Origin of the sequence: Thermoanaerobacterium aotearoense, from assembly GCF_009905255.1 — a bacterium.
Taxonomy (GTDB): Bacteria; Bacillota; Thermoanaerobacteria; order Thermoanaerobacterales; family Thermoanaerobacteraceae; genus Thermoanaerobacterium; species Thermoanaerobacterium aotearoense.
On sequence record NZ_CP047602.1, the window covers coordinates 1,397,012 to 1,423,222 of the forward strand.

Sequence of the window (26,211 nt, forward strand, 5' to 3'; positions counted from 1 at the left end):
ATCGAATACATTATCTATATTCTACAAAAAAATTAAAAATCCTTCTAAATTAAAACTTATATATAATTTTTGTTTATTCTGCAAATATCAATACATTTCCCTGTAGATTCATCTATTTTTATTACCAATCCATTTATTTGAGCTGGGCCTTTTGCAATATCGAATTTAACAGGCAAAGAAGATGTAAATTTTTTTATTATCTTATCTTTGTCCATTCCCAAAACAGAATCATACGGACCTGTCATTCCAACATCAGTTATATATCCTGTACCACCTGGCAATATTTTTTCATCTGCCGTTTGAACATGTGTATGTGTTCCATATACGCACGATACTTTCCCATCTAAGTAATAACCTAAAGCTATTTTTTCTGACGTAGCTTCGGCATGAAAATCAACAATTATTATGTTCGTATGTTCTTTTAACATTTTTATTTCTTCATCAGCAACAAAAAAAGGATTGTTATTGCATGGCATAAACACTGTACCTTGCAAATTGATAATTCCGATTTTTATATTGTTTATGTTAAGCAGAGAAGAACCTCTTCCAGGGGTGTTAGGAAGATAATTTGCAGGCCTTACAATTCTTCTTTCTTCATCGATAAAGTTAAAAATTTCTTTTTGATCCCATACATGGTTACCCATAGTTAAAGCCGATATTCCCATTTCAAAAAGTTCATCGGCAACTTTTCGCGTTATGCCATTTCCACCTGCAGCATTTTCAGCATTTGCAATGACCAAATTAATATCATTTTCTTCAATTAACTGCCGCAATTTATCCTTTAGTATATTTCTTCCGATTCTTCCAACAATATCACCTATTATGAGCGTATTCATATAAACCTCCGTTCATTTACAACATAATATTATTATACTACTATAATCGATAATTATAAATCGAAAAGCGTGCATATGCACGCTTTATTTCAAATTTATTTAGCATAATCAACTGCAACAGTTTCTCTGACTACTATAACCTTAATTTGACCTGGATATTCCAGCTCTTCTTCGATTTTTTTAGTAATTTCTCTTGCTAACATGATTGTAGTTTCATCGTTTATGATTTCTGGTTTTACCATTATCCTTATTTCTCTGCCAGCTTGTATAGCATACGATTTTTCAACACCATCAAATGAATTAGCAATTTCTTCTAATTTATTTAATCTCTTTAAATACGCTTCAAGTGTCTCACGTCTTGCTCCAGGTCTTGCTGCAGATATGGCATCTGCTGACTGAACCAAAACTGCTTCCACTGTTTGAGGTTCTACATCATTGTGATGTGCCATTATAGCATGAATGACTTCGTTTGACTCATGATATCTCTTTGCAAGATCTGCTCCTATCATTACATGCGGACCCTCGACTTCATGGTCTACTGCCTTTCCTATATCATGCAACAATCCGGCTCTTTTGGCTATATTTGCATCAGCACCAAGTTCGTATGCCATAAGCCCTGCTAAATGAGCAACTTCTATGGAATGTTTCAAAACATTCTGCCCGTAACTTGTCCTAAACTTTAATCTTCCAAGCAATTTTATTAGTTCAGGGTGAATTCCGTGAACGCCAACTTCAAAAGTTGCTTCTTCCCCAGCTTTAATAATGACATTATCAACTTCTTTTCTAGCTTTTTCGACCATTTCTTCAATTCTGGCTGGATGTATTCTTCCGTCTTCAATTAATTTTTCTAAAGCTATACGGGCGATTTCACGCCGTATTGGATCGAATCCTGATATAACTACCGCTTCAGGTGTATCATCAATTATCAAATCAATACCCGTCAACGTCTCTAAGGTTCTAATATTCCTGCCTTCACGTCCTATGATTCTTCCTTTCATTTCGTCGTTAGGCAATGCTACTACCGAAACAGTTGTTTCGGCCGCATGATCAACAGCACATCGTTGAATTGAAGTAACAACTATTTCCCTTGCTTTGCTTTCTGCTTCTTCTTTCGCTTTAGCTTCAATCTCCTTTATCATCAAAGCAGCTTCATGAGATATTTCGTTTTTAACATCGTTTAATAAAATATTTCTGGCTTCTTCTCTGGTTAATTCAGATATTCTTTCTAATTCCTCAACTTCTTTTTGATGCATTATTTTTATTTCTTCTTCCAAATCGCTTATTTCTTTTTGTTTCTTTTCAATCATTGCATCCTTTTGCTCTAACGTTTCAGCTCTTCTGTCAAGAGACTCTTCTTTTTGGATTAAACGCCTTTCCATTCTCTGAAGTTCGCCTCTACGGTCCCTGACTTCCTTTTCGAGATCAGTTCGTTGTCTATGAATTTCTTCCTTTGCTTCCAAAAGCAACTCTCTTTTTTTATTTTCACCGTCTTTTTTCGCATTTTCCAAAATAGTTTTTGCTAATTCTTCAGCGCTTTTTATTTTGGATTCTGCAATAAATTTTCGTATGAAATATCCTACAAAAAGACCAATTGCTATGGCGATTAATGCAATTACTGCTATAAATAGTGGACTAATATTGTTAATATGCCTACACCTCCTTTGTTGATACTCATTTTATATTTTATTCCTATTTCAAAATTATGTCAAGTTAGCATCCCTGCTATATTGCTGACTTAGTGCTTAAGGGTATACTATATGTGACCCATTTTCATCTTTAGTGATTTCTATTGAATACGGAAAACTTTCTTTAAGTTCGTCAATGTGCGTTATTACTAAGACCAGTTCAAATTCATCTTTTATCATGTTCAATACGTCAATAATATTTTGACGTCCAAGTACATCTTGAGACCCAAAGCCCTCGTCTATTATTAAGGTTTGTAAATTAACACCTGCTCTTCTTGATAAAAACTTTGATAAAGCAATTCTCAATGCAAAATTGATCCTAAAGGCTTCTCCGCCACTAAAAAGTTCGTATTTTCTTTTTCCCAATTCATCAGAAATTTCTATATCGAGTGTTTCTTGTACGGAGCCATTTTTGTTAATTTTTTGAGTCAATAGACTTACATACATCTTTCCATCTGACAATTTAGACAAAAAATTGTTGGCAGTATCTTCAAATTCTGGCAATGCATTTTCTATAATTAATGCTTGTATGCCCTTTTTGCTAAAACTTTTCTCCAATATTTCGTAATAATGTATTTCAGATAAATAAAAATCCTTTTCTTTATTTAAATCAACAATTTTTTTCTCTAAATTTTCTATTCTATTCAGTTGATCAACAATAGATGTCAAACTGGCATTTAATTCTAAATATTCATTGTTTATAATATCTATTTTTTGCCTTAATTTTTTTATGTCATTTACCAAATTATCATAACCTATAAACTGTGACTTGAAAAACTCCAACATTTCTTTGTCTTTGTTTAGATACTCTGAATAAACTTCTATCGTCTTTTTATGACTTTGATATGTATTCTGATAATCAGATAGATTTTGTTTTGAAATACAAAGTCTTTCGTATTTTTTTTCAAAGTCTCTATATAATTCATATTTATTCTTTATATTTTCATAAAGCTCAATTGAAAAGTTTAAATTCTTTAATTCGGTTTCAACATTGGACAATTTATCTTTTTCAGCAGAAGCAAAAGTTTCATTCATCAAACAATCATTAACATCGTCAATTTTTTTCTTTAATTCATTTAATAAATTTAATAAGCTTTCCTTTTCAGCAATAGCATTTTTCAGTGAATCGATGTTAGCTATTAACTTCTCCCGTTTATTTTGAAGCATCAACAGATTTTCGCGTTCTTTTTTTAAAAATCTTATATTGTCTTGCTCTTTTAAAATTTCATCTTTTATTGAATATACTTTATTTGCTATATCATTTATTTCTTTTTTTATATCATTTAGCAAATTGCTTTTCTTATTTTCATCAAGAGGTGAATTACACAATGGACATTTTGCATCAGTTTGCAGTATTGCTTTATAGTTTTCTTTAAGTTCCTCTGTCTTTTTATTAAAATTGTCCAGTTGGACTTTGTATTCAGCTATTTTTTGAGTAGCTTTTTGAATTTCTTCATCGTTTAATTTTATTTTTTCTTGCAAATTGCCAATTTCCTGTAGGCTTTTTTCCAACTCTCGTAATTTTGAAGCATTATTTTCTATTTCATTGTACTTTAGCAAAGCATCATTGTATTTAAATTGCAAATTCCTTAGCTCCAACTGAGTTTCTTTTCTCAATATATTTATATTAGTTTCAATTTGGATTTTTTCTCTTTCAAACTTATTAAAATCAGTATATTTTTTTTCAAGCTCTTTAAGCTGTTCTTTTACCAATTTAAATGTATTGTATCCTTCAATGATTGCACTTTCATCCTTCAAAAGATTATTTACTTCATTTATTTTATTTTTCATATCCTCCATCATAATTTTGTATTCCGATATTACTTTTTCGTTAAACTTTATTCTTTCGCTATATTCATTGTATTTTATTATGTTATCATCCATGTGGCGCTTTTTTTCATCTAATTCGTTTAAATCAATGCTTAACATGTCAATTTCAGATTTTTTTTCATTGCATTTTTTTAAAAGTTTATCTCTTTTGTCAACTAATTCATTTTTATCTTTTACTTCATTCATATACATTTTCAATTGTTCATCTATAATATTTACTTTTTTCTCGTATTCATTGCGCTTTATTTTGGCTTTCTCCTGCAATTTATCATATATATCTAAGCCCAGGACCTCAGAAAATATCTCCTTTCTTTTTGTCGAATCAGCCTCAGAAAAAAAGCCATATTTGTTTTGTGGCATGAAAGATGAAGCGACAAAAGTATCATAATCCAACATAATAGTGCTTTCAATTTTGTCTCTTGTGTCTTCCAATCTTTCTTGAGTCAATGATTTTAATGTTCCATCATCACCTATTATATGAAACTCAAGGATGGAACTTGAATTTCTTTTTTTCTTTCTTAGAATTCGATATTTTGTATTATTTATTTTGAATATGAATTCTACTTCCATCTCATCAGCACCGATTCTTATAAGATCATCACTGCCTCTGCCGGCACCATCTAAACCTCTAGCTCTTCCCCAAATGCACCATGTTATAGCATCCCAAAGTGATGATTTGCCATTCCCATTTTTGCCTGTAATTGCAGCAATATGAAATCTTGTAAAATCCATTACTTCGTTTTCAGAATATGACATGAAATTCTTTAACGTAAGCCTTATTGGAACCATTTATTTATTCACCTCTTCCATCAGTTCTTTGTATAAGAGGGAAGCCCTTTTTAGAAGTTCATCTTTATCAACATCTAAATCAACAGATAAAAAATATTTTGATAGAGCATCAATTGGATTAAGCTGTTCATTTATTTCAGGATTTCTTAAAGCACCTTTGTCAACATCAAATTCTTTTTTTATACCAACAAAATAATAAGAATTTTCATTAAAATATTTGCTTATTTCTCTGTACCTGATATGTTTATCGATATCCTTTGTGATTTTTAAATTTAGCCTGACAATTGACTCTTTTAAATCGTACTTGCTAACTACTTTTAATATTTCTTCAGTAGGAGAAACATCATCTTTTATTTCAATATTGATAGTTTTAAACTGTCTGGAGTTCGTCGTGATAAATTTATGTGTAACATTCTGTTCGTCGATAATCACATGGCAAAATCCTTTTTCATCTCTTTCTTCACCAAAATCTATTTTCTCTATACTGCCACTGTATACGGCAAGTGGCATATCCCACACTACTTGATATTTATGTATATGCCCTAATGCAACGTATTTGTATTGTGGTCTGGCAATTACGCTTATTGGTACAACAACTTCATCTCCAATCATAATGCTTTTTTCACTGCTGGTAATTGCTCCTGTTACGGATATATGAGCTGATAAAATCGAAGGTATAGAAGGATCGAGTTTGGCTGTAAGAATATCAATGATAGTATTTATTTTCTCAATCATTTTTTTGTTTATCTCATTTATACTTAAATTTTTGCTTTCTTCAAGCTTCAAAAGAAAACTTTTAGGAAAATACGGAAGGCACGCAATTTGCAATGGACCATTTTTAGTTTCTATGCAAAAAATGTCAGGTTTATTGGCCACATATACGTTTTTTACATCTAATATTTTATATATATCAAAAGCCCTTGCTTTTGAATCAGAATTTGGCTGATCATGATTTCCATTGTTTATGACAACTGGAATGTATTGTGAAAGGCGTTTTATTCTTTTTGCCAGCTCTCTTTGCTGAGTAGGGTTGGGTTCCCTGGACTTGTACATATCGCCTGAAATAACCGCTACGTCACAATTTTCTATAGAATAATCTACAAACCGATCAAATGCGTTCAAAAAGTCTTCTAATCTTGTATTTAACCCTGTTTTTTTGTTTATAACGCCGTAATTCTCTATTCCAATGTGAATATCTGCTGTATGCGCAATATTTATCATTTATTTCACCTTCTTCTAATCAGTCTGGAAATAGCTCATCGATTTTCTCTTTTTCCATCAATTCTAAAAATGGTTTATCTATAAAATCCGCGTCGTTGTAAGTTGAAATATCTCTGTAAAATTCTTGGTCGTAATTTCTCGTTTTAATCACAACAGGCATAGGTACAGCATGACCTAAAATTAAAGCCTGTTGCTTCTGGTCAAGGCTTGCTAATACATTTCTCAATTTCGATGCATTATTTACACCAGATAGAAACGAATTAATGTCGTTATCGTCCTCTAATCGACAAGTAATCTTTGTCCCAATTTGAGACATGACTTCTGAATCTATTTGGGACGTCCTCTGGTCTACAATCAATAAAGTCACATTGTATTTTCGCATTTCCCTTGCTATTTCTCCCATAGTAGTCTCTTTAGAAATTGAAGGATCTAAAAATCTGTGAGCCTCTTCAATTGTTATGATTAAAGGTATGGGACCTTTTCCGTTATTAGCTATGGCTTCCTCAGATTTTTTTACGTACATATCATGTATATGTCTTGTTATGATATTTGCCACAAGCATATAACCCAGTGTTGATACATTTCCAAATTCAACAACGACATTTATACCATTCTGCAAGTAATCCATTATTTGTTTTATGCAATCATTAGGAACAACTTCCATCAAAAAAGGAAGCTTCGTAAATCTCTCTAACTTTCTTCTTAAAGCTTGAAGAGAGCTGGCATTGGCACCTATATCTAATGCGTATTCATCAATCTCTGAAGCATCTATATTAAGGAAATTATACAGCCAATTGTTGCCTTCTTTCTTCATTATTTGATATATACTTTCAATTGCTGTAGTATTTAGATTCAGCATGGAATTAAGCAATAAAATATCATCTGGGGTTATTTGATTGTAGGCAATGTTTAAAACGCCATCAATAGGTACCTGTCTCCTCAAGGAAGATTCTCTATCTAAAGTAAATATTGCAACTTTACTTCCAAATAATTGCTTTAACCCTTTTACATATCCGCTATTTTCACTTTTTGCACCATAGCCGTATTCATTATGAGCATCAAAAATAAGACTGACTGCCAAATTGGATTTTACTAAACCAGACAACAGTAACCGTGTCAAATACGTTTTTCCAGTTCCAGCACGGCCAAAAATACCTGTGCTTCTCTCTACCAACCTTTTTAAATTAATGCAAATTGGTATATCCATTTCCGGTGGTGTACCAATGTAAAAATTTTCCTCTGATGGTTCTCCAAAAACGGCATATATATCTTCTTTATCTGCATCCAATGCATAAGAACCGTAAGAAGGTATCGATTTTACCGTTAAAGGATTTTTGCTTTCATCTATTTGTATCATAGGCGACAATGTGACAACACCGTATACTCCTGTACCTTCTATTATTTTCTCGTCTATTTCGCTATCAAAATCTGTTCCACTGATCATTATTTGAGGATTAACAGCTTCATATTTTATATCGGTTACCATGCACAAATATTTGTTTTTTTTACCGGTTACTACTATAAAATTGCCAACCTTAACATCTTCTATAATGCTGTCGCCTATAAGCTTAACATCTAAACCAGATGAAATAGATCCTCTAAAAATTTTTCCTTTCATATGTTACACATCCTTTTTATGGTTACATACCTGTCGAAATCATTTTTTAGCAATCTTATCAGCTCTTTGCCAACTTCAATCAAATATGTTTTTTCATTAGAATCGTAAGAATATAAATTCCTTATAGCTGCTGCTATTAATTCGTCTTCAATCCCTGTTTTACTATTTAATATATACTTTATATAATTCAAATTTTCCCTTATACAGTTTAAATCACTTTCATCGCAGAGATATGTAAAAGCATGTATTTTAGCTGGTTTAGGTGGAATTAATCCAATATATCTGTCTTTTTTATATCCAATTATTTGCACTTCAAAATACGTGTGCATTAATTCAAAAATTTGTGGTTGCTGCATTTTTAACTCCTCTTCAGACAATCCAAAAGCTACTGGTTTTCTACTTTGGTCATCGCTCATTGTAGAAACATTATATACAATTCCATATATAGTCATATCGTTTGATGTTGTTTTTACAAAACTTCCAAAGTCAGGACCATCATTTAATTTTATCGATTGACACAAAAATTTCTGAGTACTGGTCTCTATGACTTCACCTATATGATTCTGATTCATAGAATACTACTCCTTTTCCTTTGCGATTTATACGATCGAGATACTTTCAAACCGCTTCTTACATATAAGTTCGAAAGAATATTATAGAATTGTTCCCTGTCTGCACCAGTAACAACAGCTTGTTCATGCGCTTCTGACAGTGATATTGGATACCCATTTCCTTTTTTGGCTTGATCATAACATATAAAATGAACTAAATCTAAATTTTTTCTATCAGTTGCAACCCAGTACGGAATTTCTATTCGTGCAATTTCATTTCCTGTATTTAAATAAAAAAATGCGATTTTGTGCTGACCGTAGTTTTCTAAAATATGGGATGTGCTTAGGAACAACGGAGATCTTTCTCCTTCATCAAGTATTTTCAAAAAAAGATCAGCATCGTTTAACTTGCTTATAGTGCTACAAGGCAATTCCTTATCATTTTTCAAATACAGACAATTACTGCAGTTTACTGGGTCTTGTGGGCACAGCGATATGCGCAACATATTTATAAAATCATTGCTTTTAGGAGAACTTATATACCCAACAATAGGTGTATTAAACTTTTGTGCATAATCAAAAGTCGCAAGAACACTATCGATTATATTTTGTTCATCAGGTTCCCCCTGTACCATCCATTCTATCAGTGTCCCATCAATAAAGGCTATTTTATTTTTGCTTTTTATTTTAGATATACATTCAGAAATTTTTTTATACTCCATTATTGTTCTCTTAAATGTTATATCTTTAGGAGTGACTAAGGCTTTAACACCTGCATATTCCTTAAATAAATCTTCTTCCTTAAAATACAGATATGGTTCAGATTTTAATTCCGCACTTGAATCTTCACCATAGGTAAATATTACATAACCTATATTTATTAAATAGCACAATCTGATTTCATGCCTATCGGGCATAATTTGTGAGCCATCCACTGCAATTACGCTGTAGTCATTTATACTATCACTTACACGCTTTGTGCTATTCAAGCTTTCAAGTGGAATTGCAGTTAACCAAGATGTTTTGCTGAATTTTATCTTTTTTACAAGTTCGTTCTCAACGCCTTTGGCTTTATTAAATTCGTTTATTGCATTCTTTAAATCATTTGATATATCGTTAAGCAGGCTTTTTTCACTACTTATTAATGCATTAAGCAAAGGAATCAACTTAGAACTATTTAGCAATTTAATAAACCTCCTCATCTGAGAGGACTTTGTTTATGTCTTCGATTTTAAATCCCTTTCTGTATAGATAATTTTTGATTTTTAACTTATCATTTGTGGAAATACTTTTTTTTCTAATTAATTTTTGAATTACTTCAGTTTCATCATCATATAGTTCAGAAAGCTTAAACTCAATTAAAGAAGGCTCTATTCCCTTTCTTATAAGTTCATTGTAGATCCTGTATTTACTGAAAAGGCGTTCTTTCTTCTCCTTTACATATACCTCTGCGTAATACTCATCATCCAAATAATGCAAATCAATAAGCTTATTTATGACATCACCAATTACAGAATCGCTGTATCCTTTTAAGCGTAACTTCTCCCATAGCTCTTTCTTTGTTTTCATATTGTAAGATAAAATTCTAATAGCATCGTTATACGCATTTTTAAATGTCAAGTAGTTTACATAATAATTATATTGTTCTTTATCAATTTCAACGCCATTTTCCAACTTAAATTTTTCCTTTTCTTCGTAAGAAATAGAGAAAGCATATTTATCATCAATATAAACATTGAATCGCATATTGTCATTTTTCTGTTTTTCTACACTTGTTATCTTCATCCAATCACCTTTTATAGAAAAATAACCCTATAAAGGGTTACTAATCTTGTTCAACTTCATCATCAACGATAGATTTTTTTGTTGTCACCAAGAGATTAAAATTTTCTCTGATTTTGTTTTCTATCTCATCAGCAATTGCTTTGTTTTCTTTCAAATACTGTTTCGCATTTTCTCTACCTTGCCCAAGCCTTATGTCGCCATATGAATACCATGCACCACTTTTATCAATTATGTCGATACTTGCAGCTAAATCTAAAATACTTCCTTCTCTCGATATACCTTCTCCATACATAATGTCAAATTCTGCCTGTTTAAAAGGTGGTGCAACCTTATTTTTTACGACTTTTACACGTGTTCTATTCCCTACAATATCATTACCTTGTTTTATACCGTCCACTTTTCTTACATCCAGACGAATTGTAGAATAAAATTTTAATGCCCTTCCGCCAGGAGTCGTCTCGGGATTCCCAAACATCACACCAACCTTTTCCCGCAACTGATTTATAAATACCGCTACAGATTTTGTTTTGCTTATAACACCAGATAGCTTTCTTAAAGCCTGTGACATAAGTCTTGCTTGAAGTCCAACATGTGCATCGCCCATATCACCATCTATCTCTGCTTTCGGTACGAGAGCAGCTACAGAGTCAATAACGATCACATCCACAGCACCACTTCGCACTAAGGCTTCAACAATTTCAAGAGCTTGTTCACCAGTGTCTGGCTGAGAAACCAACAGATTATCTATGTTGACGCCTACATTTTTAGCATACACAGGATCTAAGGCATGTTCGGCATCTATAAAAGCACCTGTTCCTCCTAATTTTTGAGCCTCAGCTAATATATGTAATGCAATTGTTGTCTTACCTGAAGACTCTGGACCAAATATTTCTATTATTCTTCCCCTTGGAACTCCCCCAACTCCTAAAGCTATGTCTAAATCTATAGAGCCAGTAGAAATCACATCAATATTAAGCTTACTATTATCGCCAAGTCTCATTATGGAGCCTTTCCCAAACTGTCTTTCAATTTGGCTTATGGCCATATCAAGGGCTTTTTGCTTTTCTATCATAATTTCTCCTCCCGCCAAAATTCGGCAATATTCATAATTCAATTATATATTAGTAACATTCAATAGTCAATTTTTAGACCGCTTAAATGTCTTCTAAGCATATCTAAAGCATTCATAGCAGAATTTAATCGTATTTTATCTCTATTTCCATTTGAAATTATTTTTTTTATGTATACAGTATCTTTATATGCTAAACCTATATATACCAAACCAACAGGTTTAGTGGGCGTACCACCGCTGGGACCGGCTATACCTGTAATAGATAAACCGTAATCTGTTTTTGCAATATCTTTTACATTGACAGCCATTTCCCTCGCAGTTTCTTCGCTAACTGCTCCATATTTTTCTATGATGTTTTTAGATACACCTAAAATCTCTTGTTTTGACTCATTGCTGTACGTTATAGCTCCAAATTTAAATACTTCAGATGCACCTGGTATACTAGTGATTTTTTCAGATAACAATCCACCAGTACATGATTCAGCAGTAGAAAGTGTAAGATTTTTTGTCTTTAATAAGTTTAAAACTACAGATTCCAATGTATCATCATCTACTCCAAAAATGTATTCGCTTAAAAGCCCTCTTATATTTTTTTCATATTCATCGATCATGTTTTTTGCTTTTAAAGGATCATCTGATTTTGCAGTTATTCTCAATGTGACAAATCCATTCCCAACAAGCGGAGCAACAGTAGGATTCTGTGACACAAGCAAATTATTTACCATCTCATCAACTTGTGATTCACTAATGCCAAACATCTTTATAACTTTAGAGACAATTATCTCATCGCTTAAAGGCTTTAGATAAGAATATACATGGTTTTTAAACATAGGTATTAATTCTGCTGGCGGTCCAGGCAAAACAACTACTACCTTGTTGTTTTTTTCTATAATGAATCCAGGAGCTGTACCATTGTCATTTGGTAAAATTTTAGCTCCTTCCGGAAATAAAGCCTGCTTGTAATTATTTTGAGTTAAATTTCTTTTTGATCTTTTAAAATATGATTGGATTTTAAGCTTTGTATCAATGTCTTCAATAAGCTTTAATGAAAAAAATTCAGCAACAGTTTCCTTTGTTAAATCGTCAATTGTAGGTCCTAAACCACCTGTTAAAATTATCAAATCTGAACGTTCTGAGGCAATTTTAAGGCACTCTAAAAGTCTGCTTTTATTGTCTCCTACATTTGTTTGAAAATAGACATCTATTCCAAGTGTAGTCAGCATCTCAGATATAAATTTTGAATTTGTGTTAGCAATTTGCCCTAAAAGAAGCTCTGTGCCAACAGATATTATCTCACATTTCATAAAATGCACCTTCTCATCCTAAAATTATGTTTCTGCATTTTACCACATAATCAATTCCAGAATAAACTGTAAAAAATAGCGCTAAATAAACAGCTATAGTCGAAAATGGGAAAAACACGTATTCAAATGGATAATTATTTAGCATCAGCGATATTATAGCTATGATTTGGAACGTCGTCTTATATTTACCAAGATTGCTGGCCGCGATTACGACACCTTTATCTGCTCCAACAGCTCTTAATCCAGTTATTATAAATTCCCTGCAAAGAATAACTATGACTATCCAACTTTGTATGCGGTTTAGCTGTATTAAGACGATTAAAGCAGATGAAACCATGATTTTATCTACAAGAGGGTCCATAAACTTGCCTAAATTCGTAATTTGATTGTATTTTCTCGCAATATACCCATCTAACTTATCAGTTAACGAAGCAACTAAAAATAAAGAAGCTGCAATTATGTTTGAGTATTTAATTCCTGACAACATTACTACTATAAAAAAAGGAACTAAAATCAATCTCGCAATTGTAATCTTATTTGCTGCGTTCACAACAACTCCCCCATTAGATCATAGTCAAAAGCTTTTGTGATTTTAACCTTGACAAAATCGCCAATGCCTAACTTCCTATACGATTTAAAAAATGTTATTCCATCAATGTCTGGAGCATCAATATAGCTTCTGCCATAATAAAGTCCATCCTTTTGCCCTTCTACTACTACTTCAAACTCACTGCCAATTAATCTTTTATTATGTTCAAGCGATATATTTTTTTGCAAAAGCATTAATTCATCGTATCTTTTTTGTTTAATTTGCTCTGAAACTTGATTTTGCATCTCGTAAGCTTCAGTATCTTCTTCTCTGGAATATGTGAATACACCCAATTTATTAAACCTTTTTTCTACAATAAATTTTTTTAAATCGTCAAATTCATCCTCTGTCTCTCCCGGAAAACCAACAATAAACGTTGTTCTAATTATCATTCCAGGAATAGACTTAAGTTTTTCAATTGTATTTTCAATCTTTTTTCTCGTCGTATTTCTTTTCATTCGTTTTAAAACTTCATCATTTGAATGTTGCAGCGGTATATCTATATATTTTAGCACTTTTTCATTTGTCTTTATCTCATCAATAAGTTCTTCCGTAATACTGTCTGGATATGCATACAATATCCTAATCCACTTTATCCCATCTATATGTGATAATTTTCTCAATAAAGTTGGCAACATGTATTTATTGTAGATATCAATGCCGTACTTTGTCGTATCTTGAGCAATCAAAATTAACTCTTTAACGCCATTTTCAACTAACATCTTTGCTTCATTGAGTAAATCTTCCATTTTGATACTTCTGTAATGTCCTCTCAATTTTGGTATGATGCAGAATGAACACTTATTATTGCACCCTTCTGAGATTTTCAAATACGCGTAATGTTTTGGCGTGCTTAATATCCTTGGTGAATCTTTATCATCTAATTCATTTGCATGTCCATATTCTAAAATACGCTTTCCATTCAATGTGTCTTCAATTACATCTGCAATTTTTAAAAAATCGCCAGTGCCTATCACTGCATCCAATTCAGGAAGACTTTTTAAAAGTTCATCTTTATAGCGTTCCGATAAGCATCCAGATGCAATTAAAGATTTTAATCTTTTTCTCTTTAATTTGCTCATTTCCAATATATAATCGATGGATTCTCTTTTTGCACTTTCGATAAATCCACAAGTATTTATAATCAAGACATCAGCATCATTTTCATTATTTACTATATTAAATCCTTTTTCTTTTATTATTCCTAACATTTTTTCTGAATCAACGGTATTTTTCGCACATCCAAGAGATATTATTCCGACATTTACCATTTGAAGCTCCTTCCTTAATTTCTTTTGTTTTTACAAAGAAAAGTATATACCATATAATCCACATTGTAAAGAAATATTAATCGTTTATTATTCTTTTTATTTCTTCTTCTGATAGCAATATTTGCCTTGGTTTAGAGCCATCGTAGCCACTTATTATTCCTTTTTGTTCTATCTGATCTATTATTCTTGCAGCTCTTGCATAGCCTATCCTAAGCCTTCTTTGCAGCATAGATATAGAAGCTTGTCCAGTTTCTACAATCACTTTAATTGCATCGTTCATCAATTCATCTTCTTCTATTTCTTTACTAAGTGTATTTTTTTGTTCAACAATTATTTCTTCGTATTTTGGTTCATTAGTATTTGACTTTAGAAAATTTACAATTTCTTCAACTTCTTTATCTGAAATAAATGCGCCTTGCACGCGAATTGGCTTAGATTCACCAATTGGGTAATAAAGCATATCTCCTTTTCCTAACAGTTTTTCAGCACCAGACATGTCTAAAATAGTTCTTGAATCTATTTGTGATGAAACAGCAAAAGAGATTCTAGATGGTATATTTGCTTTTATGACACCAGTTATAACATCTACAGATGGTCTTTGTGTAGCAATTACTAAATATATGCCTGCAGCTCTCGCCATTTGGGCTAATCTACATATGTATTCTTCCACTTCCGCTGGTGAAACCATCATGAGATCCGACAATTCATCTACAATAACAACTATCTTAGGCATTGTATCAATACCATGAATTTTATTATACCCCTCAATGTCCCTTACATTGTTTTCTGCAAATGCTTTATACCGTTCTGTCATTTCATTTACCGCCCAATTAAGGACGCCAGCAGCTTTTTTAGGATCTGTAACAACTGGTGTTAGCAAATGCGGTATGCCATTGTAAATATTCAATTCAACAACCTTAGGATCTATTAAAATCATTTTGACTTTATCAGGTGAAGCTTTGTACAACAAACTCACAATTAGAGTATTAATACAAACACTTTTACCTGAACCCGTAGCACCAGCAATCAACAAGTGAGGCATTTTTGATAAATCAGCTATAACTATGTTCCCAGCAATATCTTTACCTAACCCTATTGTTAAATCGGACTTGCTTTCCCTAAATTTTTTAGTATCTATAACTTCTCTAAGTGTTACAACAGATATTTTTTCATTTGGTACTTCAATCCCAATTGCAGATTTTCCTGGAATTGGAGCCTCTATTCTAACGGAAGGCGCTGCAAGACTTAACGCAATGTCGTCTGTTAAACTAACTATTCTGCTGACTTTGACTCCAGGACTTGGTTGCAATTCAAATCTTGTAATAGCCGGCCCTCTGCTTACTTGCACTACTTTAGCGTCAATAGCGAAATTTTTAAGCGTTTCTTCTAATTTCTTAGCATTTTCTATAATTAGATTATTGTTGACTTTTTGTTGCGGTGTACCCTCTTTAAGCAATTCGACAGGAGGACAAATATAATTTTCATAAGTTTTTCCTTTATTTTCTCTTTTTAAGGTTTTGACTTCATCTTCACTGTGATCTTTTTTCTCTTCTATTTCCTCTTTTTCTTCTAAGTACGGTTGTATTATCTTTAATTGTTGATCTTCGCTATTTGCAATTTTTTTTCTGGATAATTTTTTTTCATCTGGCTTTTCTACAATGTCAGGCAGTATATTCTCATCGTTAAACTCTAACGCCTTTTTCTTGTTTTTATATTTTTCTATAAGCTGAAACATCTGTCTATATACTGATTTTATGCTTTCAATAAGTGATATATCTGTAAGAAGTATGATGCTAATGATTAATGTAGAAACCAGAAACAACCAACTTCCTATAACTCCTAAAAACTTGACAAGCACAAAGACAGTTATTGCAGAAACAATTCCTCCACCTGACCCATTTAATCCGTGCTTAATGCTATCTAAAACATAATTTTTAAAATATCCAGTGTTATCATAAAGATATATCTGAACCATATTTATAAAACACAAGAATGTTATTAGTAAACATATGATTCTCTTATAGTCTAAGAAGCTTCTATTTCTAAATAAAAGAAACAATGAATACACCAAAATTAGTAGCGATATTGCATACGCACCTACACCAAAAAGACTTTTTAATAAAACTACTAATTCTTTTCCTACTATGCCTGTCTTGTCAGAATAAAGGCTTATCATAGAAATAATCGAAAAAGTAAGCAAAATTATTCCAACTATTTCGTTGTTGTATTTTTCTTTAGTCTTTGATTTCATAATTATCACCCAATAATTAATTCTACATTTTATATAAAAATCCTTTTTATCAAAAAAATAGATGTGTTAAACACATCTATTATAGCACAATTTGATTTTTTTTGAAATCAATTGTAGTTCCGGGTGTATATTTAGTTTTTAGATAATCGTTTGGATTTGTAGAGTACATTCTTATTATTTTATATTTATCATCTTCTTTTTCCAAAATGAATGTTTTACCTTCTATATTTGTTTCAATATAATTATCTTTTATTTCATCACACTTTTGAAATACGAGTTCGTAAGGAATTATAGTGTATAACATAAAATCACCTATTTTCTTTCTCTTTAATCAATTGTTGAAGTTTTTCAATTGCTTCCGAAACACCTCCAACTTCATCAATCAATCCATAATCAACTGCTTCTTTTCCAACCAAGATGGTCCCAACATCATTCGCTAACTCTCCTATCTTTAACATCAGATTCATAAAAGCATCCCTTTTAATTCTCGAATTTCTTATTACAAATTCAACTATTCTATCTTGCATTTTATTAAAATAATCAAATGTTTGAGGTACACCTATAACTAAACCTGTCATTCTTATTGGATGTATAGTCATTGTTGCGCTAGGAACAATGAAAGAGTAATTTGAAGAAACTGCAAGTGGCACACCTATGCTGTGTCCACCGCCTAATACGATTGAAACTGTAGGTTTTGACAAACTGGAAATCATCTCAGCGATAGCCAAACCAGCTTCTACATCTCCACCGACTGTATTTAGCAAGATTAAGAGGCCCTTTATCTGAGGATTTTCTTCAATTGCTACTAATTGCGGTATTATATGTTCGTATTTTGTAGTCTTATTTTGTGGCGGCAATATCATGTGTCCTTCTATTTGTCCTATTATTGTCAGACAATGAATACTGCTTTCAAAGTTCGGCAAATTTGTCTGTCCAAAACTCTGTATATTCTGCTGTAATGCCGTACCGGTTTGCACAGGCAAATCTTCATTTTTCAATATACCCATTTTATCACTCTCCTATAAAATTAGTATAAAAAAATTAGTGCATATTATGCACTAATTATAGCTTTCAAGCTTAAATTCATCGTGTAAAACCTTCACAGCTATATCCGCCTTATCTTGACTTACAAGGCATGAAATAGTATTGTGAGAATCTGCCGTTTGGAAAATTTCAATATTATTATCAGATAATGCTTTTATTATTCTGGCCATAACGCCTGGAACACCACGTATTCTATTGCCAATTATCGAAACTTTGCTGCAATTTTTCCTTATCGCGTATTTAACTTCATTTTCTTTTAACAACGTTTCTAATTTTGATAAATCAGCTTCCGATATGGTGAATATTTTTCTATCAGGAAAGACATTTATAAGGTCAATGCTGATTTTGGCTTTTGCAATCTTTCCAAAGATATCTTTGTCATCTCTATTTAATTCAATAATAACTTGAACTCTATTGTTCATATTAGCTATACCTGTAACAAGGTTATCAGAATCATAAATGTTGTTATAAACATTGTTGTATTGGGTGATAATAGTTCCTGGGCTGTCGCTCATTGTATTTTTTATTACTAAAGGTATATTGCCTCGCATTGCAATTTCTACAGCTCGAGGATGTATCACTTTTGCACCTTGTTCTGCCAATTGAAAAACCTCATTATAGCTTATTCGCTTCAATATATGAGCATTTGACACTATTCTAGGATCTGCTGTCATGATTCCATCTACATCTGTATAAATTTCTACGGCATATGCTTTCAATGCTTCACCTAATAATGCAGCAGTCGTATCACTGCCACCTCTGCCTAAAGTCGTTATATCACCATCAACTGTAATACCTTGAAATCCAGCCACTACAGGAATTATATTTTGATTTAATGCGTCAAGAAGATATTGTGGTTCTACTCTTATTATTTCTGCATCCCCAAAATTATCATCCGTAATTATTCCCGCTTGTCCTCCAGTAAAAACTTTTGATTTATATCCTTTGCTCATCAAGACATTTGAAAAAATGACACTTGAAATAATTTCACCACATGACATTAAAATATCAAGTTCTCTTTTAGGAGTATCCTTATATATTGATTTGGCAAAATTTATCAAAGTATCAGTTGCATACGGATCTCCACTTCTTCCTATTGCAGATACTACTACCACTGGCATGAATCCTTGTTCAATAGCATCTACTACTTTTGATACCGCCATATTTCTTCTCTCAGATGTTGAGACAGATGTGCCACCAAATTTCTGAACAATAATATTCGTAATAACCACCCTTTCATATACATCATGCAAAATAAAATAAATTTAATATTATTATACTTTATTATGCTAATAAAGGAAAGGATAATTTCCTTTCCTTTATTAGAAATCATAAAAATTTTCTCATTTTATCAAGTTCAACCTCCACGATTATCATATCATTTCCTATCTTTTTTATATATTCCCAAGGAATCTCTATGTAATTAGGCTTGCTTCTAAAAATAGATCCTTTTGTTTCATAGACAACAATTGAATTAATCTTTCCAGTATTTTCATCGATTATAAGATCTGAATCTTCAATTAAACCAAGCCTTTTGCCATCATTTAAGTTTACAATTTCTTTGTTGCCAAACTCACTTAACCTCATCATATCCTCCTTTCTTATCTATAATCCTGTATGTCCGAAGCCGTTTTCCCCTCTTACAGTTTCATCCAATTCATCTACCTCAATGATTTCCGGTATTTCTACTTTATTTATTATCATTTGAGCGATTCTAAGTCCTCTTTTAACTATAAAATCAGATTCTCCAAAGTTTATTAATATCAATTTAATTTCTCCCCTATAATCAGAATCTATAGTGCCGGGAGAATTCAACATGGTTATACCGTTATTTAATGCAAGTCCACTCCGCGGACGAATTTGCGCTTCATAACCCTCAGGTAACTGTATCATAATACCTGTTCCTATCAATTTTATTTCGCCAGGCTTAATAACCACGTCTTCATTTACTTTCGCATATAAGTCGATACCTGCAGCTCCCTTGCTCATATACTTAGGCAAGGGCAAATCCTTTGCATCATCTGTTTTTTTTATTTTTAAAATCAATTTGTCATTCAACTTTCATCCATCCTATCTGTTTTTCGTTTATATTACCGACAACTGAAATCCCCAATTGTTTGGTATTAAATATTTTTTTCGCAAGATTGTTAACATCATCAAATGTAATTGAATCAATTTTGTCTACAATATCATTGACAGTATAAACTTTTTTTAAAAAAAGCAGAGATTTGCCTATTGATGACATTCTGCTACTAATGCTATCCATATCCATTAAAATGCTGATTTTTAGCTGCTCTTTAAATTTGCTTACCTCAAATTCCGAAAAGCCATCATTCTTTACTTTTAAAATTTCCTCTATGATCAGTTCATAAACTGATTTTAAATTTTCAGATGCAGTACTTGCAAAAATGGTAAAAGCACCTGTATCCATATATGTAGAAGGATAAGAGTAAATCGAATATACTAATCCCGCTTCTTCACGAATTTTCTGAAACAGTCTGGAGCTCATCCCTCCTCCGAACGCATTGCTAACTATAGATAAAGTATATATACTGTCAAATGAATAATTTATGCCAGGCATACTGATACATATGTTTACTTGTTCATATTCTTTGCTTTTTAGTGCTATACCTTTATTCCAATCAGGTTTGTCTAATGAAATGGCATTATTACAAGAATTTATAAATAAGGTCTTTCTTGATATAATATCAAATATAGAGTCATCAAAATTTCCTGCAATTGAAATCACAATATTATCTTTGATGTAATTATCTTTATAGAATTTAACAATCATGTCTCTATCAAAAGATTTTACAGTGTCTTCATAGCCAAGAACAGGATATGATAATGGATTGCCATTCCAGATGAGATTTGCCAGCATATCATAAGCGACATCCTCTGGAGAATCATTGTTCATGTTTATTTCTTCTAAAACCACATTTTTTTCTTTCTCGATATCTTCACTTTTAAAAAGTGGGTTAAATACCATATCAAAAAGTACATCAACTGCTTTTTCTATGTATGAATTATGTACTTTAACATAAAAGCAAGTGCTTTCTTTCCCTGTAAACCCATTTAATTGTCCTCCAATGTTATCAATCTCTTCTGCTATATCCTTTGCACTTCTATTCTTTGTTCCTTTGAATACCATGTGTTCAATAAAATGTGATATTCCATTATTATCACTTCGTTCATAGCGAGAACCAACTTTAATCCATATTCCTATGTAAACTGAATTAACATATGGCATTTTATAAGCTACTACATTAACATCGTTAATTTTCTTTTGTATGTACATTTATTACCTCCTCATCTATTTTAGAACATTCGAAACGTTAGTTATTTCATAACCTTTGCTTTCCAATTCTTTGATCATAGTAGGCAGTGCTTCTACAGTACCTTTTGTTGGATGCATCAAAACGATAGCGCCATTATGAGCTTTCTTTACAACTCTATCTATAATATTGTTAACACCAGGATTGCTCCAGTCTATAGTATCTAAACTCCATAAGATTACTTTATATCCAAGATCTTCAGCAGTTTTTACCACATCATCATTAAAGTCACCGTATGGTGGAGCAAAAAGATTAGGTTTTTTCCCAGTTATTTTAAAAAGCACATCACCTGCTTTTGAAATATCTTCAGAATATTTATCTTTGCTCCACTGCGTATACTTAACGTGTGTATACCCATGGCTTGCTATCTCATGACCGTCTTTTGCTATCTGCTTGACTATTTCTGGATTCTTTTCTGCCCATTGTCCCTCAAAAAAGAATGTTATCCTTATGTTGTTTGATTTAAATATTTCTAACATTTTTGGAATATATTCATTACCCCACGCTACGTTGCAAGCAAAAGCTATCTTTTTACTGTTTGCATCGCCTTTATAAATAGGATCATTTGTTTTAAACGTAGAAATGGAATGATTAATCAACATCCCTAACAAAATTATCGCAATAATTAATATTAAAATCAATATTATGGTAGTTTTTTTAGGATATTTTATATAATATATCTTCAACACTAACACCACCTAATCCATTTTCTTAATAAATTTTATTAGGCGATGTTATCAGATATTACTTTTTTTATTGAATATTAATAAATAAAAAACATAAACCATAAGCGGTTTATGCATTTACACTTCTTTGTCACTTTTAGTTTCTTCTGGCAAAGCATCTTTTCTCGATAAATTAATCCGTCCTTGCTTATCAATCTCTGTCACTTTAACCAAAATTTCATCGCCAATATTTACCACATCTTCAACTTTATTTACATGTTTTTTATCTAACTTAGATATGTGGACCAACCCTTCTTTACCAGGAGCAATTTCTACAAAAGCGCCAAATGAAGCCAGTCTTGTCACTTTGCCTAAATAAATTGAACCTACTTCTACATCTTTTGTTATTGCTTCAATGATCATTTTAGCTTTTTCTCCAGCTTTTAAATCGGTTGATGATATAAATACTCTACCATCGTCTTCTATGTCTATTTTTACACCTGTATCTGCTATTATTTTATTTATTGTCTTACCGCCCGCTCCGATTATATCTCTTATTTTCTCAGGATCGACGTTTAAGCTTATAATCCTTGGAGCATAAGGAGATAATTCCTTTCTTGGCTCTTTTATAGTTTCTAACATTTTATTCAATATAAATAACCTACCTTTTCGAGCCTTTTCTAAAGCTAACGAAAGGATATCGCGATCGATGCCAGCTATCTTTATATCCATTTGTATTGCCGTTATCCCTTTTTCAGTACCTGCAACTTTAAAGTCCATGTCACCAAGAAAATCTTCTATTCCCTGTATATCTGTCAGTATAGATACTGTATCGCCTTCTTTAATAAGACCCATTGCAACACCAGCAACTGGTGCTTTGATTGGAACACCAGCATCCATTAGAGCTAAAGTGCTTCCGCATACACTTGCTTGTGAAGTTGAACCATTTGAGCTTAACACTTCAGAAACCAATCTGATCGTATAAGGAAATTCCTCCTCTGAAGGTATCATAGGCTCTAATGCTCTCTCAGCCAGCGCACCATGTCCTATTTCTCTCCTTCCTGGACCTCTTAATGGTCTCGTTTCACCTACGCTAAAAGGAGGGAAATTATAATGATGCATATATCTCTTTGATTCTTCATCACCTAAACCATCGAGAATCTGGATATCTCCAAGAGGGCCTAATGTTGCCACTGTCATAACCTGCGTCTGACCACGAGTAAATATAGCTGATCCATGGGTACGAGGCAAAACACCAACATCGCATGTTATTGGCCTTATGTCATCTAATCCCCTACCATCTACTCTTATTTTTTCTTCAGTGATCATTTTTCGCATTTGCTCTTTTGTAATTGTATATAAAACTTCATCAATATCTGCAATATTATCTGGATATTCATCTTTAAAATGATCTAAGACTTCTTCCTCAACTTTGTCTATATTATCGTTTCTTTCTTTCTTTTCTTCTGTCCTTAAAGCATTATAAATTTTTTCAGTTGCAAATTCCCTAACCTGTTGTTCTAAGTTAGCATCTATTTCATGTACTGTTACTTCAGCTTTTGGAAGCCCTACTTCTTTTACAATGCCTTCTATAAATTCTACTATCTGTTTTATGTATTCATGAGCGTACATTATTGCATCTAACATTACTTCCTCTGGAACTTCATTGGCACCAGCCTCAACCATCATTATGGCATCTTTTGTGCCTGAAACAGTCAAGTGCAGATCACTTTTTTCCCTCGCCTTTAAGTCAGGATTTATTATGAAATTCCCATCTACAAGTGCTACTGATACAGAGCCTGTAGGGCCGTTAAAAGGAATATCAGATATAGACAAAGCAACTGAAGAACCTATCATAGCCACTATCTCTGGCTGAACATCAGGATCTACAGATAAAACAGTAGCAATAACTTGTACATCATTTCTATAACCATGCGGAAATAATGGCCTTATTGGCCTATCTATTAATCTGGATGTCAATATTGCTTTCTCAGTAGGTTTACCTTCTCGTTTAATAAAACCGCCAGGTATTTTGCCTACGGAATAAAGCCTTTCTTCATAATCAACACTTAAAGGGAAAAAGTCAACTCCTTCTCTTGGTTCTTTAGAAGCACAAGCAGTAACCAGCACAACTGTATCACCATATCTAACAAGAGCACTACCATTAGCCAGCTGTGCAAGTTTCCCGGTTTGAACGATTAATTTTCTCCCTGCAAGGTTAAGTTCAAAAATCTTTTCCATATTATCCTCCTTTCATCCTTTTAATATATTTTTTCAAATATTTAAGCATTAATACAGAAAAAAGAGCGAGGTTACCCGCTCTATTTTCTTAAATCTAACTTTTCAATGATGGCACGGTACCTATCCATATCTTTCTTCATTAGATAATTTAATAATCCTCTTCTCTGACCAACCATCTTAAGCAAGCCGCGTCTTGAATGATGATCTTTTTTATGAACTTTTAAATGTTCATTTAAAGAGTTAATCCTCTCAGTAAGTAAAGCGATCTGAACTTCTGGAGAACCTGTGTCTTTTTCGTGAATCCTGTTCTGAGCAATTATTTCATTTTTTCTTTCTTTGTTTAACATAATTTCACCTCCACTCATAAATTCGCCAATTAGCATTGACATCGCCGGTGAACGAATATCAAAGCTATGGTAACCACGGATATAATTTTATCACAAAAAATCAATTATGTAAAATGTATTTATAAGATTGTTTGTGTCAAGTAGTCGTTGGCAAATTTTTTTCTTCAAATTTTATCCGCATAATGTTTAACGTATTGTGAATTTTCGTGCAATTGTTTTTGCTCCATTTTTCTTTTTATATTGCACCTTTTATATGACTTTTAGTTCACTTAAGCATTTGTATCTGAGTATTTCCCTTATCGCTTTTCGACTGTTTGTCATTGCGCAACCTTCAAACGGCATACCGCCTCTTTGTATGTGATATGCCTTAGCTTTTTTCTGTTTTTTGTTTACATCAGCTGCTGATAGTTTTATTTCTTCTTTTATCTCTGCTAATTTTTCTTCTGAAATTGTTACATTAAAATATGCTTCTACAACACTATTAAGTTTTCCACTTGTCTTTAAGGCTAATATCTTTGCTAAATTATTTGCCCCTTTTTCTGTCCAACTCATTTTACCTGCATTCATTCTGTTTGCTAATATATCAAATATATTGTTTTCCATTGTCCCTAAATGTTTGTATTCTATTCCTTCTGGGGCTTCTGGTATTTTTATTTCTTCTCTCTTTTGGTATGGTGTTATCCCTTCTTTATTGGCTACTAAATAGTTATATAGTTTTTCTAGTTTTTCCTTCTGCTTTTCATCATCTTTTTGCTCTATTATCAATTTTGTTATGTATTCTAGACTTTCTTCCGCTTTTCCTTCATCTAGCATTTTTATTAATTTGTGAGCATCTTTTTTGTCCTCTACATTCTTTATTACTGCTTGGCTTTTATGAAATGGATCTAATTGAAAATATACTCCTTCTTCGCCTAAACTTTCTTTAATCCAACTTGCTCCATCTCCATTTATTATCTTTATTTCTATTTCGTCTACGTTGTATTCTTTTGCTATCGTTGCATCTACTAATTCTTTAAATTCTTTACTGCTTGCAAATCCCGCACATGCTATTTTGTTATGTGTTATATATTCATCACTTCCTGGGCTTCTTTTTACCCATCCATCATATGCTACTGCTAATTTTATTTCTTTCTTTCCTCTGCTTTTTTTGCCTTTTGGTCTATCTTTGCCTTGCATTGATAACCATAATCCATCCATTTCTTGAAATAATATTTTTGTTTCTTTTTTTCCATTTAACTTGTTTTCTTTGAATAGTTTTATATCTCGCTTTTCTAATTCTGCTATTTTTTCTCCAACTTTTTGTATTATATTCCATGCAGTTGTATGGCTAATGCTTTGATTTGTTAATGATTCTATATTTTTTGCTGCTTCTCTATATGGCATTTCCGTTACATTTTCTACAACTTTTTCAATAAGATTTGTTGATATATGGCCTATTGTATCCACGTTTAAATATTCATCTAAAAGATAAACATATTCTTTTTTTCCTTCACTATTTATATGTTCATAAATTCTTTTATCAAATTCAACAGTACCCATAATTGTCTTTATGTTTGTGTGCTTTTTACCTTTACATCTATATTCTTTTTTGTCCCTTTTTTCTAGTAGCATATCATCTATTTCCATAAGGATTTGAGCCATTATATTACAAGCTTTTTCGCATGCTAATCTATAAATTTCTACTTCTAAATCCTTGAAATTTATTTCATTTTCATTTAAACTTATATTTAGCATGTAATCACCTCTATAACGCTTTTTTGTTTTTTCTATTAAACAT

23 protein-coding genes are annotated in these 26,211 nt (G+C 32.2%); all 23 read right to left on the reverse strand.

The features are described 5' to 3' along the window. Nucleotides 1-56: 56 nt before the first annotated feature. The 23 genes from GSH73_RS07020 to GSH73_RS07130 all read right to left on the reverse strand — a co-directional run bounded on the left by GSH73_RS07020 (nucleotide 57) and on the right by GSH73_RS07130 (nucleotide 26,168). Nucleotides 57-836, reverse strand: a complete 780-nt coding sequence (locus tag GSH73_RS07020; protein WP_014758715.1) for a TIGR00282 family metallophosphoesterase — start codon at nucleotides 834-836, stop codon at nucleotides 57-59. 95 nt (nucleotides 837-931) lie between these two features. Then, complete coding sequence (rny, locus tag GSH73_RS07025) at nucleotides 932-2,458, reverse strand: ribonuclease Y (RefSeq protein WP_038068776.1); 1,527 nt, start codon at nucleotides 2,456-2,458, stop codon at nucleotides 932-934. A 120-nt stretch (nucleotides 2,459-2,578) separates the two neighbouring features. Further along, entirely contained in the window at nucleotides 2,579-5,140 is a 2,562-nt protein-coding gene (locus GSH73_RS07030) for an AAA family ATPase (RefSeq protein WP_014758713.1), read from the reverse strand. Next, entirely contained in the window at nucleotides 5,141-6,361 is a 1,221-nt protein-coding gene (locus GSH73_RS07035) for a metallophosphoesterase family protein (protein ID WP_014758712.1), read from the reverse strand. A 19-nt stretch (nucleotides 6,362-6,380) separates the two neighbouring features. After that, the gene (locus GSH73_RS07040; protein ID WP_014758711.1) at nucleotides 6,381-7,979 is read right to left on the reverse strand and encodes an ATP-binding protein; all 1,599 of its coding nucleotides are present in this window, start codon (nucleotides 7,977-7,979) and stop codon (nucleotides 6,381-6,383) included. Continuing rightward, nucleotides 7,976-8,551, reverse strand: coding sequence for an HAS-barrel domain-containing protein (locus GSH73_RS07045; protein WP_014758710.1), 576 nt, complete (start codon nucleotides 8,549-8,551; stop codon nucleotides 7,976-7,978). Before GSH73_RS07045 ends, GSH73_RS07040 begins: the two co-directional genes overlap by 4 nt. Further along, the gene (locus GSH73_RS07050; RefSeq protein WP_014758709.1) at nucleotides 8,548-9,714 is read right to left on the reverse strand and encodes a DNA double-strand break repair nuclease NurA; all 1,167 of its coding nucleotides are present in this window, start codon (nucleotides 9,712-9,714) and stop codon (nucleotides 8,548-8,550) included. The genes GSH73_RS07045 and GSH73_RS07050 overlap by 4 nt, the downstream gene beginning before the upstream one ends. A gap of 1 nt (nucleotide 9,715) precedes the next feature. Continuing rightward, nucleotides 9,716-10,315 carry a regulatory protein RecX gene (locus GSH73_RS07055; RefSeq protein ID WP_014758708.1) on the reverse strand — a complete coding sequence of 200 codons (600 nt, stop codon included), beginning with the start codon at nucleotides 10,313-10,315 and terminating at the stop codon, nucleotides 9,716-9,718. A gap of 40 nt (nucleotides 10,316-10,355) precedes the next feature. Continuing rightward, on the reverse strand, nucleotides 10,356-11,387 hold the full coding sequence (recA, locus tag GSH73_RS07060; RefSeq protein WP_014758707.1) for a recombinase RecA: 1,032 nt from the start codon (nucleotides 11,385-11,387) through the stop codon (nucleotides 10,356-10,358). 59 nt (nucleotides 11,388-11,446) lie between these two features. Beyond that, nucleotides 11,447-12,691, reverse strand: coding sequence for a competence/damage-inducible protein A (locus GSH73_RS07065; protein WP_014758706.1), 1,245 nt, complete (start codon nucleotides 12,689-12,691; stop codon nucleotides 11,447-11,449). A 13-nt stretch (nucleotides 12,692-12,704) separates the two neighbouring features. Next, nucleotides 12,705-13,241, reverse strand: coding sequence for a CDP-diacylglycerol--glycerol-3-phosphate 3-phosphatidyltransferase (pgsA, locus tag GSH73_RS07070; protein ID WP_014758705.1), 537 nt, complete (start codon nucleotides 13,239-13,241; stop codon nucleotides 12,705-12,707). Beyond that, a complete protein-coding gene (gene rimO, locus GSH73_RS07075; RefSeq protein WP_014758704.1) occupies nucleotides 13,238-14,551 on the reverse strand; it encodes a 30S ribosomal protein S12 methylthiotransferase RimO in 1,314 nt (437 codons plus the stop codon). Before rimO ends, pgsA begins: the two co-directional genes overlap by 4 nt. A 76-nt stretch (nucleotides 14,552-14,627) precedes the next feature. Then, nucleotides 14,628-16,802 (reverse strand): FtsK/SpoIIIE family DNA translocase, encoded by a 2,175-nt coding sequence (locus tag GSH73_RS07080; RefSeq protein WP_014758703.1) that lies wholly within the window; start codon nucleotides 16,800-16,802, stop codon nucleotides 14,628-14,630. A gap of 79 nt (nucleotides 16,803-16,881) precedes the next feature. Then, nucleotides 16,882-17,106 (reverse strand): YlzJ-like family protein, encoded by a 225-nt coding sequence (locus tag GSH73_RS07085; protein WP_014758702.1) that lies wholly within the window; start codon nucleotides 17,104-17,106, stop codon nucleotides 16,882-16,884. Nucleotides 17,107-17,110: 4 nt separating this feature from the next. Beyond that, nucleotides 17,111-17,809 (reverse strand): ClpP family protease, encoded by a 699-nt coding sequence (locus GSH73_RS07090; protein WP_014758701.1) that lies wholly within the window; start codon nucleotides 17,807-17,809, stop codon nucleotides 17,111-17,113. Nucleotides 17,810-17,860: 51 nt separating this feature from the next. Continuing rightward, on the reverse strand, nucleotides 17,861-19,078 hold the full coding sequence (gene dapG / locus GSH73_RS07095) for an aspartate kinase (protein ID WP_267889017.1): 1,218 nt from the start codon (nucleotides 19,076-19,078) through the stop codon (nucleotides 17,861-17,863). A 97-nt stretch (nucleotides 19,079-19,175) separates the two neighbouring features. Next, complete coding sequence (locus GSH73_RS07100; protein ID WP_014758699.1) at nucleotides 19,176-19,433, reverse strand: YlmC/YmxH family sporulation protein; 258 nt, start codon at nucleotides 19,431-19,433, stop codon at nucleotides 19,176-19,178. Nucleotides 19,434-19,451: 18 nt separating this feature from the next. Then, entirely contained in the window at nucleotides 19,452-19,904 is a 453-nt protein-coding gene (gene dut / locus GSH73_RS07105; RefSeq protein ID WP_014758698.1) for a dUTP diphosphatase, read from the reverse strand. Next, nucleotides 19,897-21,144 (reverse strand): M16 family metallopeptidase, encoded by a 1,248-nt coding sequence (locus GSH73_RS07110; protein ID WP_014758697.1) that lies wholly within the window; start codon nucleotides 21,142-21,144, stop codon nucleotides 19,897-19,899. Before GSH73_RS07110 ends, dut begins: the two co-directional genes overlap by 8 nt. 15 nt (nucleotides 21,145-21,159) lie before the next feature. Beyond that, nucleotides 21,160-21,867 (reverse strand): polysaccharide deacetylase family protein, encoded by a 708-nt coding sequence (locus GSH73_RS07115; RefSeq protein WP_038068785.1) that lies wholly within the window; start codon nucleotides 21,865-21,867, stop codon nucleotides 21,160-21,162. Nucleotides 21,868-21,984: 117 nt separating this feature from the next. Continuing rightward, the gene (locus GSH73_RS07120; RefSeq protein ID WP_014758695.1) at nucleotides 21,985-24,087 is read right to left on the reverse strand and encodes a polyribonucleotide nucleotidyltransferase; all 2,103 of its coding nucleotides are present in this window, start codon (nucleotides 24,085-24,087) and stop codon (nucleotides 21,985-21,987) included. An 80-nt stretch (nucleotides 24,088-24,167) separates the two neighbouring features. Continuing rightward, on the reverse strand, nucleotides 24,168-24,434 hold the full coding sequence (gene rpsO, locus GSH73_RS07125) for a 30S ribosomal protein S15 (protein ID WP_014758694.1): 267 nt from the start codon (nucleotides 24,432-24,434) through the stop codon (nucleotides 24,168-24,170). 249 nt (nucleotides 24,435-24,683) lie between these two features. Continuing rightward, the gene (locus GSH73_RS07130; RefSeq protein WP_160175246.1) at nucleotides 24,684-26,168 is read right to left on the reverse strand and encodes an ISLre2 family transposase; all 1,485 of its coding nucleotides are present in this window, start codon (nucleotides 26,166-26,168) and stop codon (nucleotides 24,684-24,686) included. Between the last annotated feature and the right edge of the window lie 43 nt (nucleotides 26,169-26,211).

Bases quoted from the DNA above. Each gene is read 5' to 3' on its own strand.
- GSH73_RS07020 (WP_014758715.1), bottom strand. From the start codon at position 836: ATGAATACGCTCATAATAGGTGATATTGTTGGAAGAATCGGAAGAAAT.
- GSH73_RS07030 (WP_014758713.1), bottom strand. From the start codon at position 5,140: ATGGTTCCAATAAGGCTTACGTTAAAGAATTTCATGTCATATTCTGAA.
- GSH73_RS07035 (WP_014758712.1), bottom strand. From the start codon at position 6,361: ATGATAAATATTGCGCATACAGCAGATATTCACATTGGAATAGAGAAT.
- GSH73_RS07040 (WP_014758711.1), bottom strand. From the start codon at position 7,979: ATGAAAGGAAAAATTTTTAGAGGATCTATTTCATCTGGTTTAGATGTT.
- GSH73_RS07045 (WP_014758710.1), bottom strand. From the start codon at position 8,551: ATGAATCAGAATCATATAGGTGAAGTCATAGAGACCAGTACTCAGAAA.
- GSH73_RS07055 (WP_014758708.1), bottom strand. From the start codon at position 10,315: ATGAAGATAACAAGTGTAGAAAAACAGAAAAATGACAATATGCGATTC.
- recA (WP_014758707.1), bottom strand. From the start codon at position 11,387: ATGATAGAAAAGCAAAAAGCCCTTGATATGGCCATAAGCCAAATTGAA.
- GSH73_RS07065 (WP_014758706.1), bottom strand. From the start codon at position 12,691: ATGAAATGTGAGATAATATCTGTTGGCACAGAGCTTCTTTTAGGGCAA.
- rimO (WP_014758704.1), bottom strand. From the start codon at position 14,551: ATGGTAAATGTCGGAATAATATCTCTTGGATGTGCGAAAAATACCGTT.
- GSH73_RS07080 (WP_014758703.1), bottom strand. From the start codon at position 16,802: ATGAAATCAAAGACTAAAGAAAAATACAACAACGAAATAGTTGGAATA.
- GSH73_RS07085 (WP_014758702.1), bottom strand. From the start codon at position 17,106: ATGTTATACACTATAATTCCTTACGAACTCGTATTTCAAAAGTGTGAT.
- GSH73_RS07090 (WP_014758701.1), bottom strand. From the start codon at position 17,809: ATGGGTATATTGAAAAATGAAGATTTGCCTGTGCAAACCGGTACGGCA.
- GSH73_RS07100 (WP_014758699.1), bottom strand. From the start codon at position 19,433: ATGAGGTTAAGTGAGTTTGGCAACAAAGAAATTGTAAACTTAAATGAT.
- GSH73_RS07110 (WP_014758697.1), bottom strand. From the start codon at position 21,144: ATGTACATACAAAAGAAAATTAACGATGTTAATGTAGTAGCTTATAAA.
- GSH73_RS07120 (WP_014758695.1), bottom strand. From the start codon at position 24,087: ATGGAAAAGATTTTTGAACTTAACCTTGCAGGGAGAAAATTAATCGTT.
- rpsO (WP_014758694.1), bottom strand. From the start codon at position 24,434: ATGTTAAACAAAGAAAGAAAAAATGAAATAATTGCTCAGAACAGGATT.
- GSH73_RS07130 (WP_160175246.1), bottom strand. From the start codon at position 26,168: ATGCTAAATATAAGTTTAAATGAAAATGAAATAAATTTCAAGGATTTA.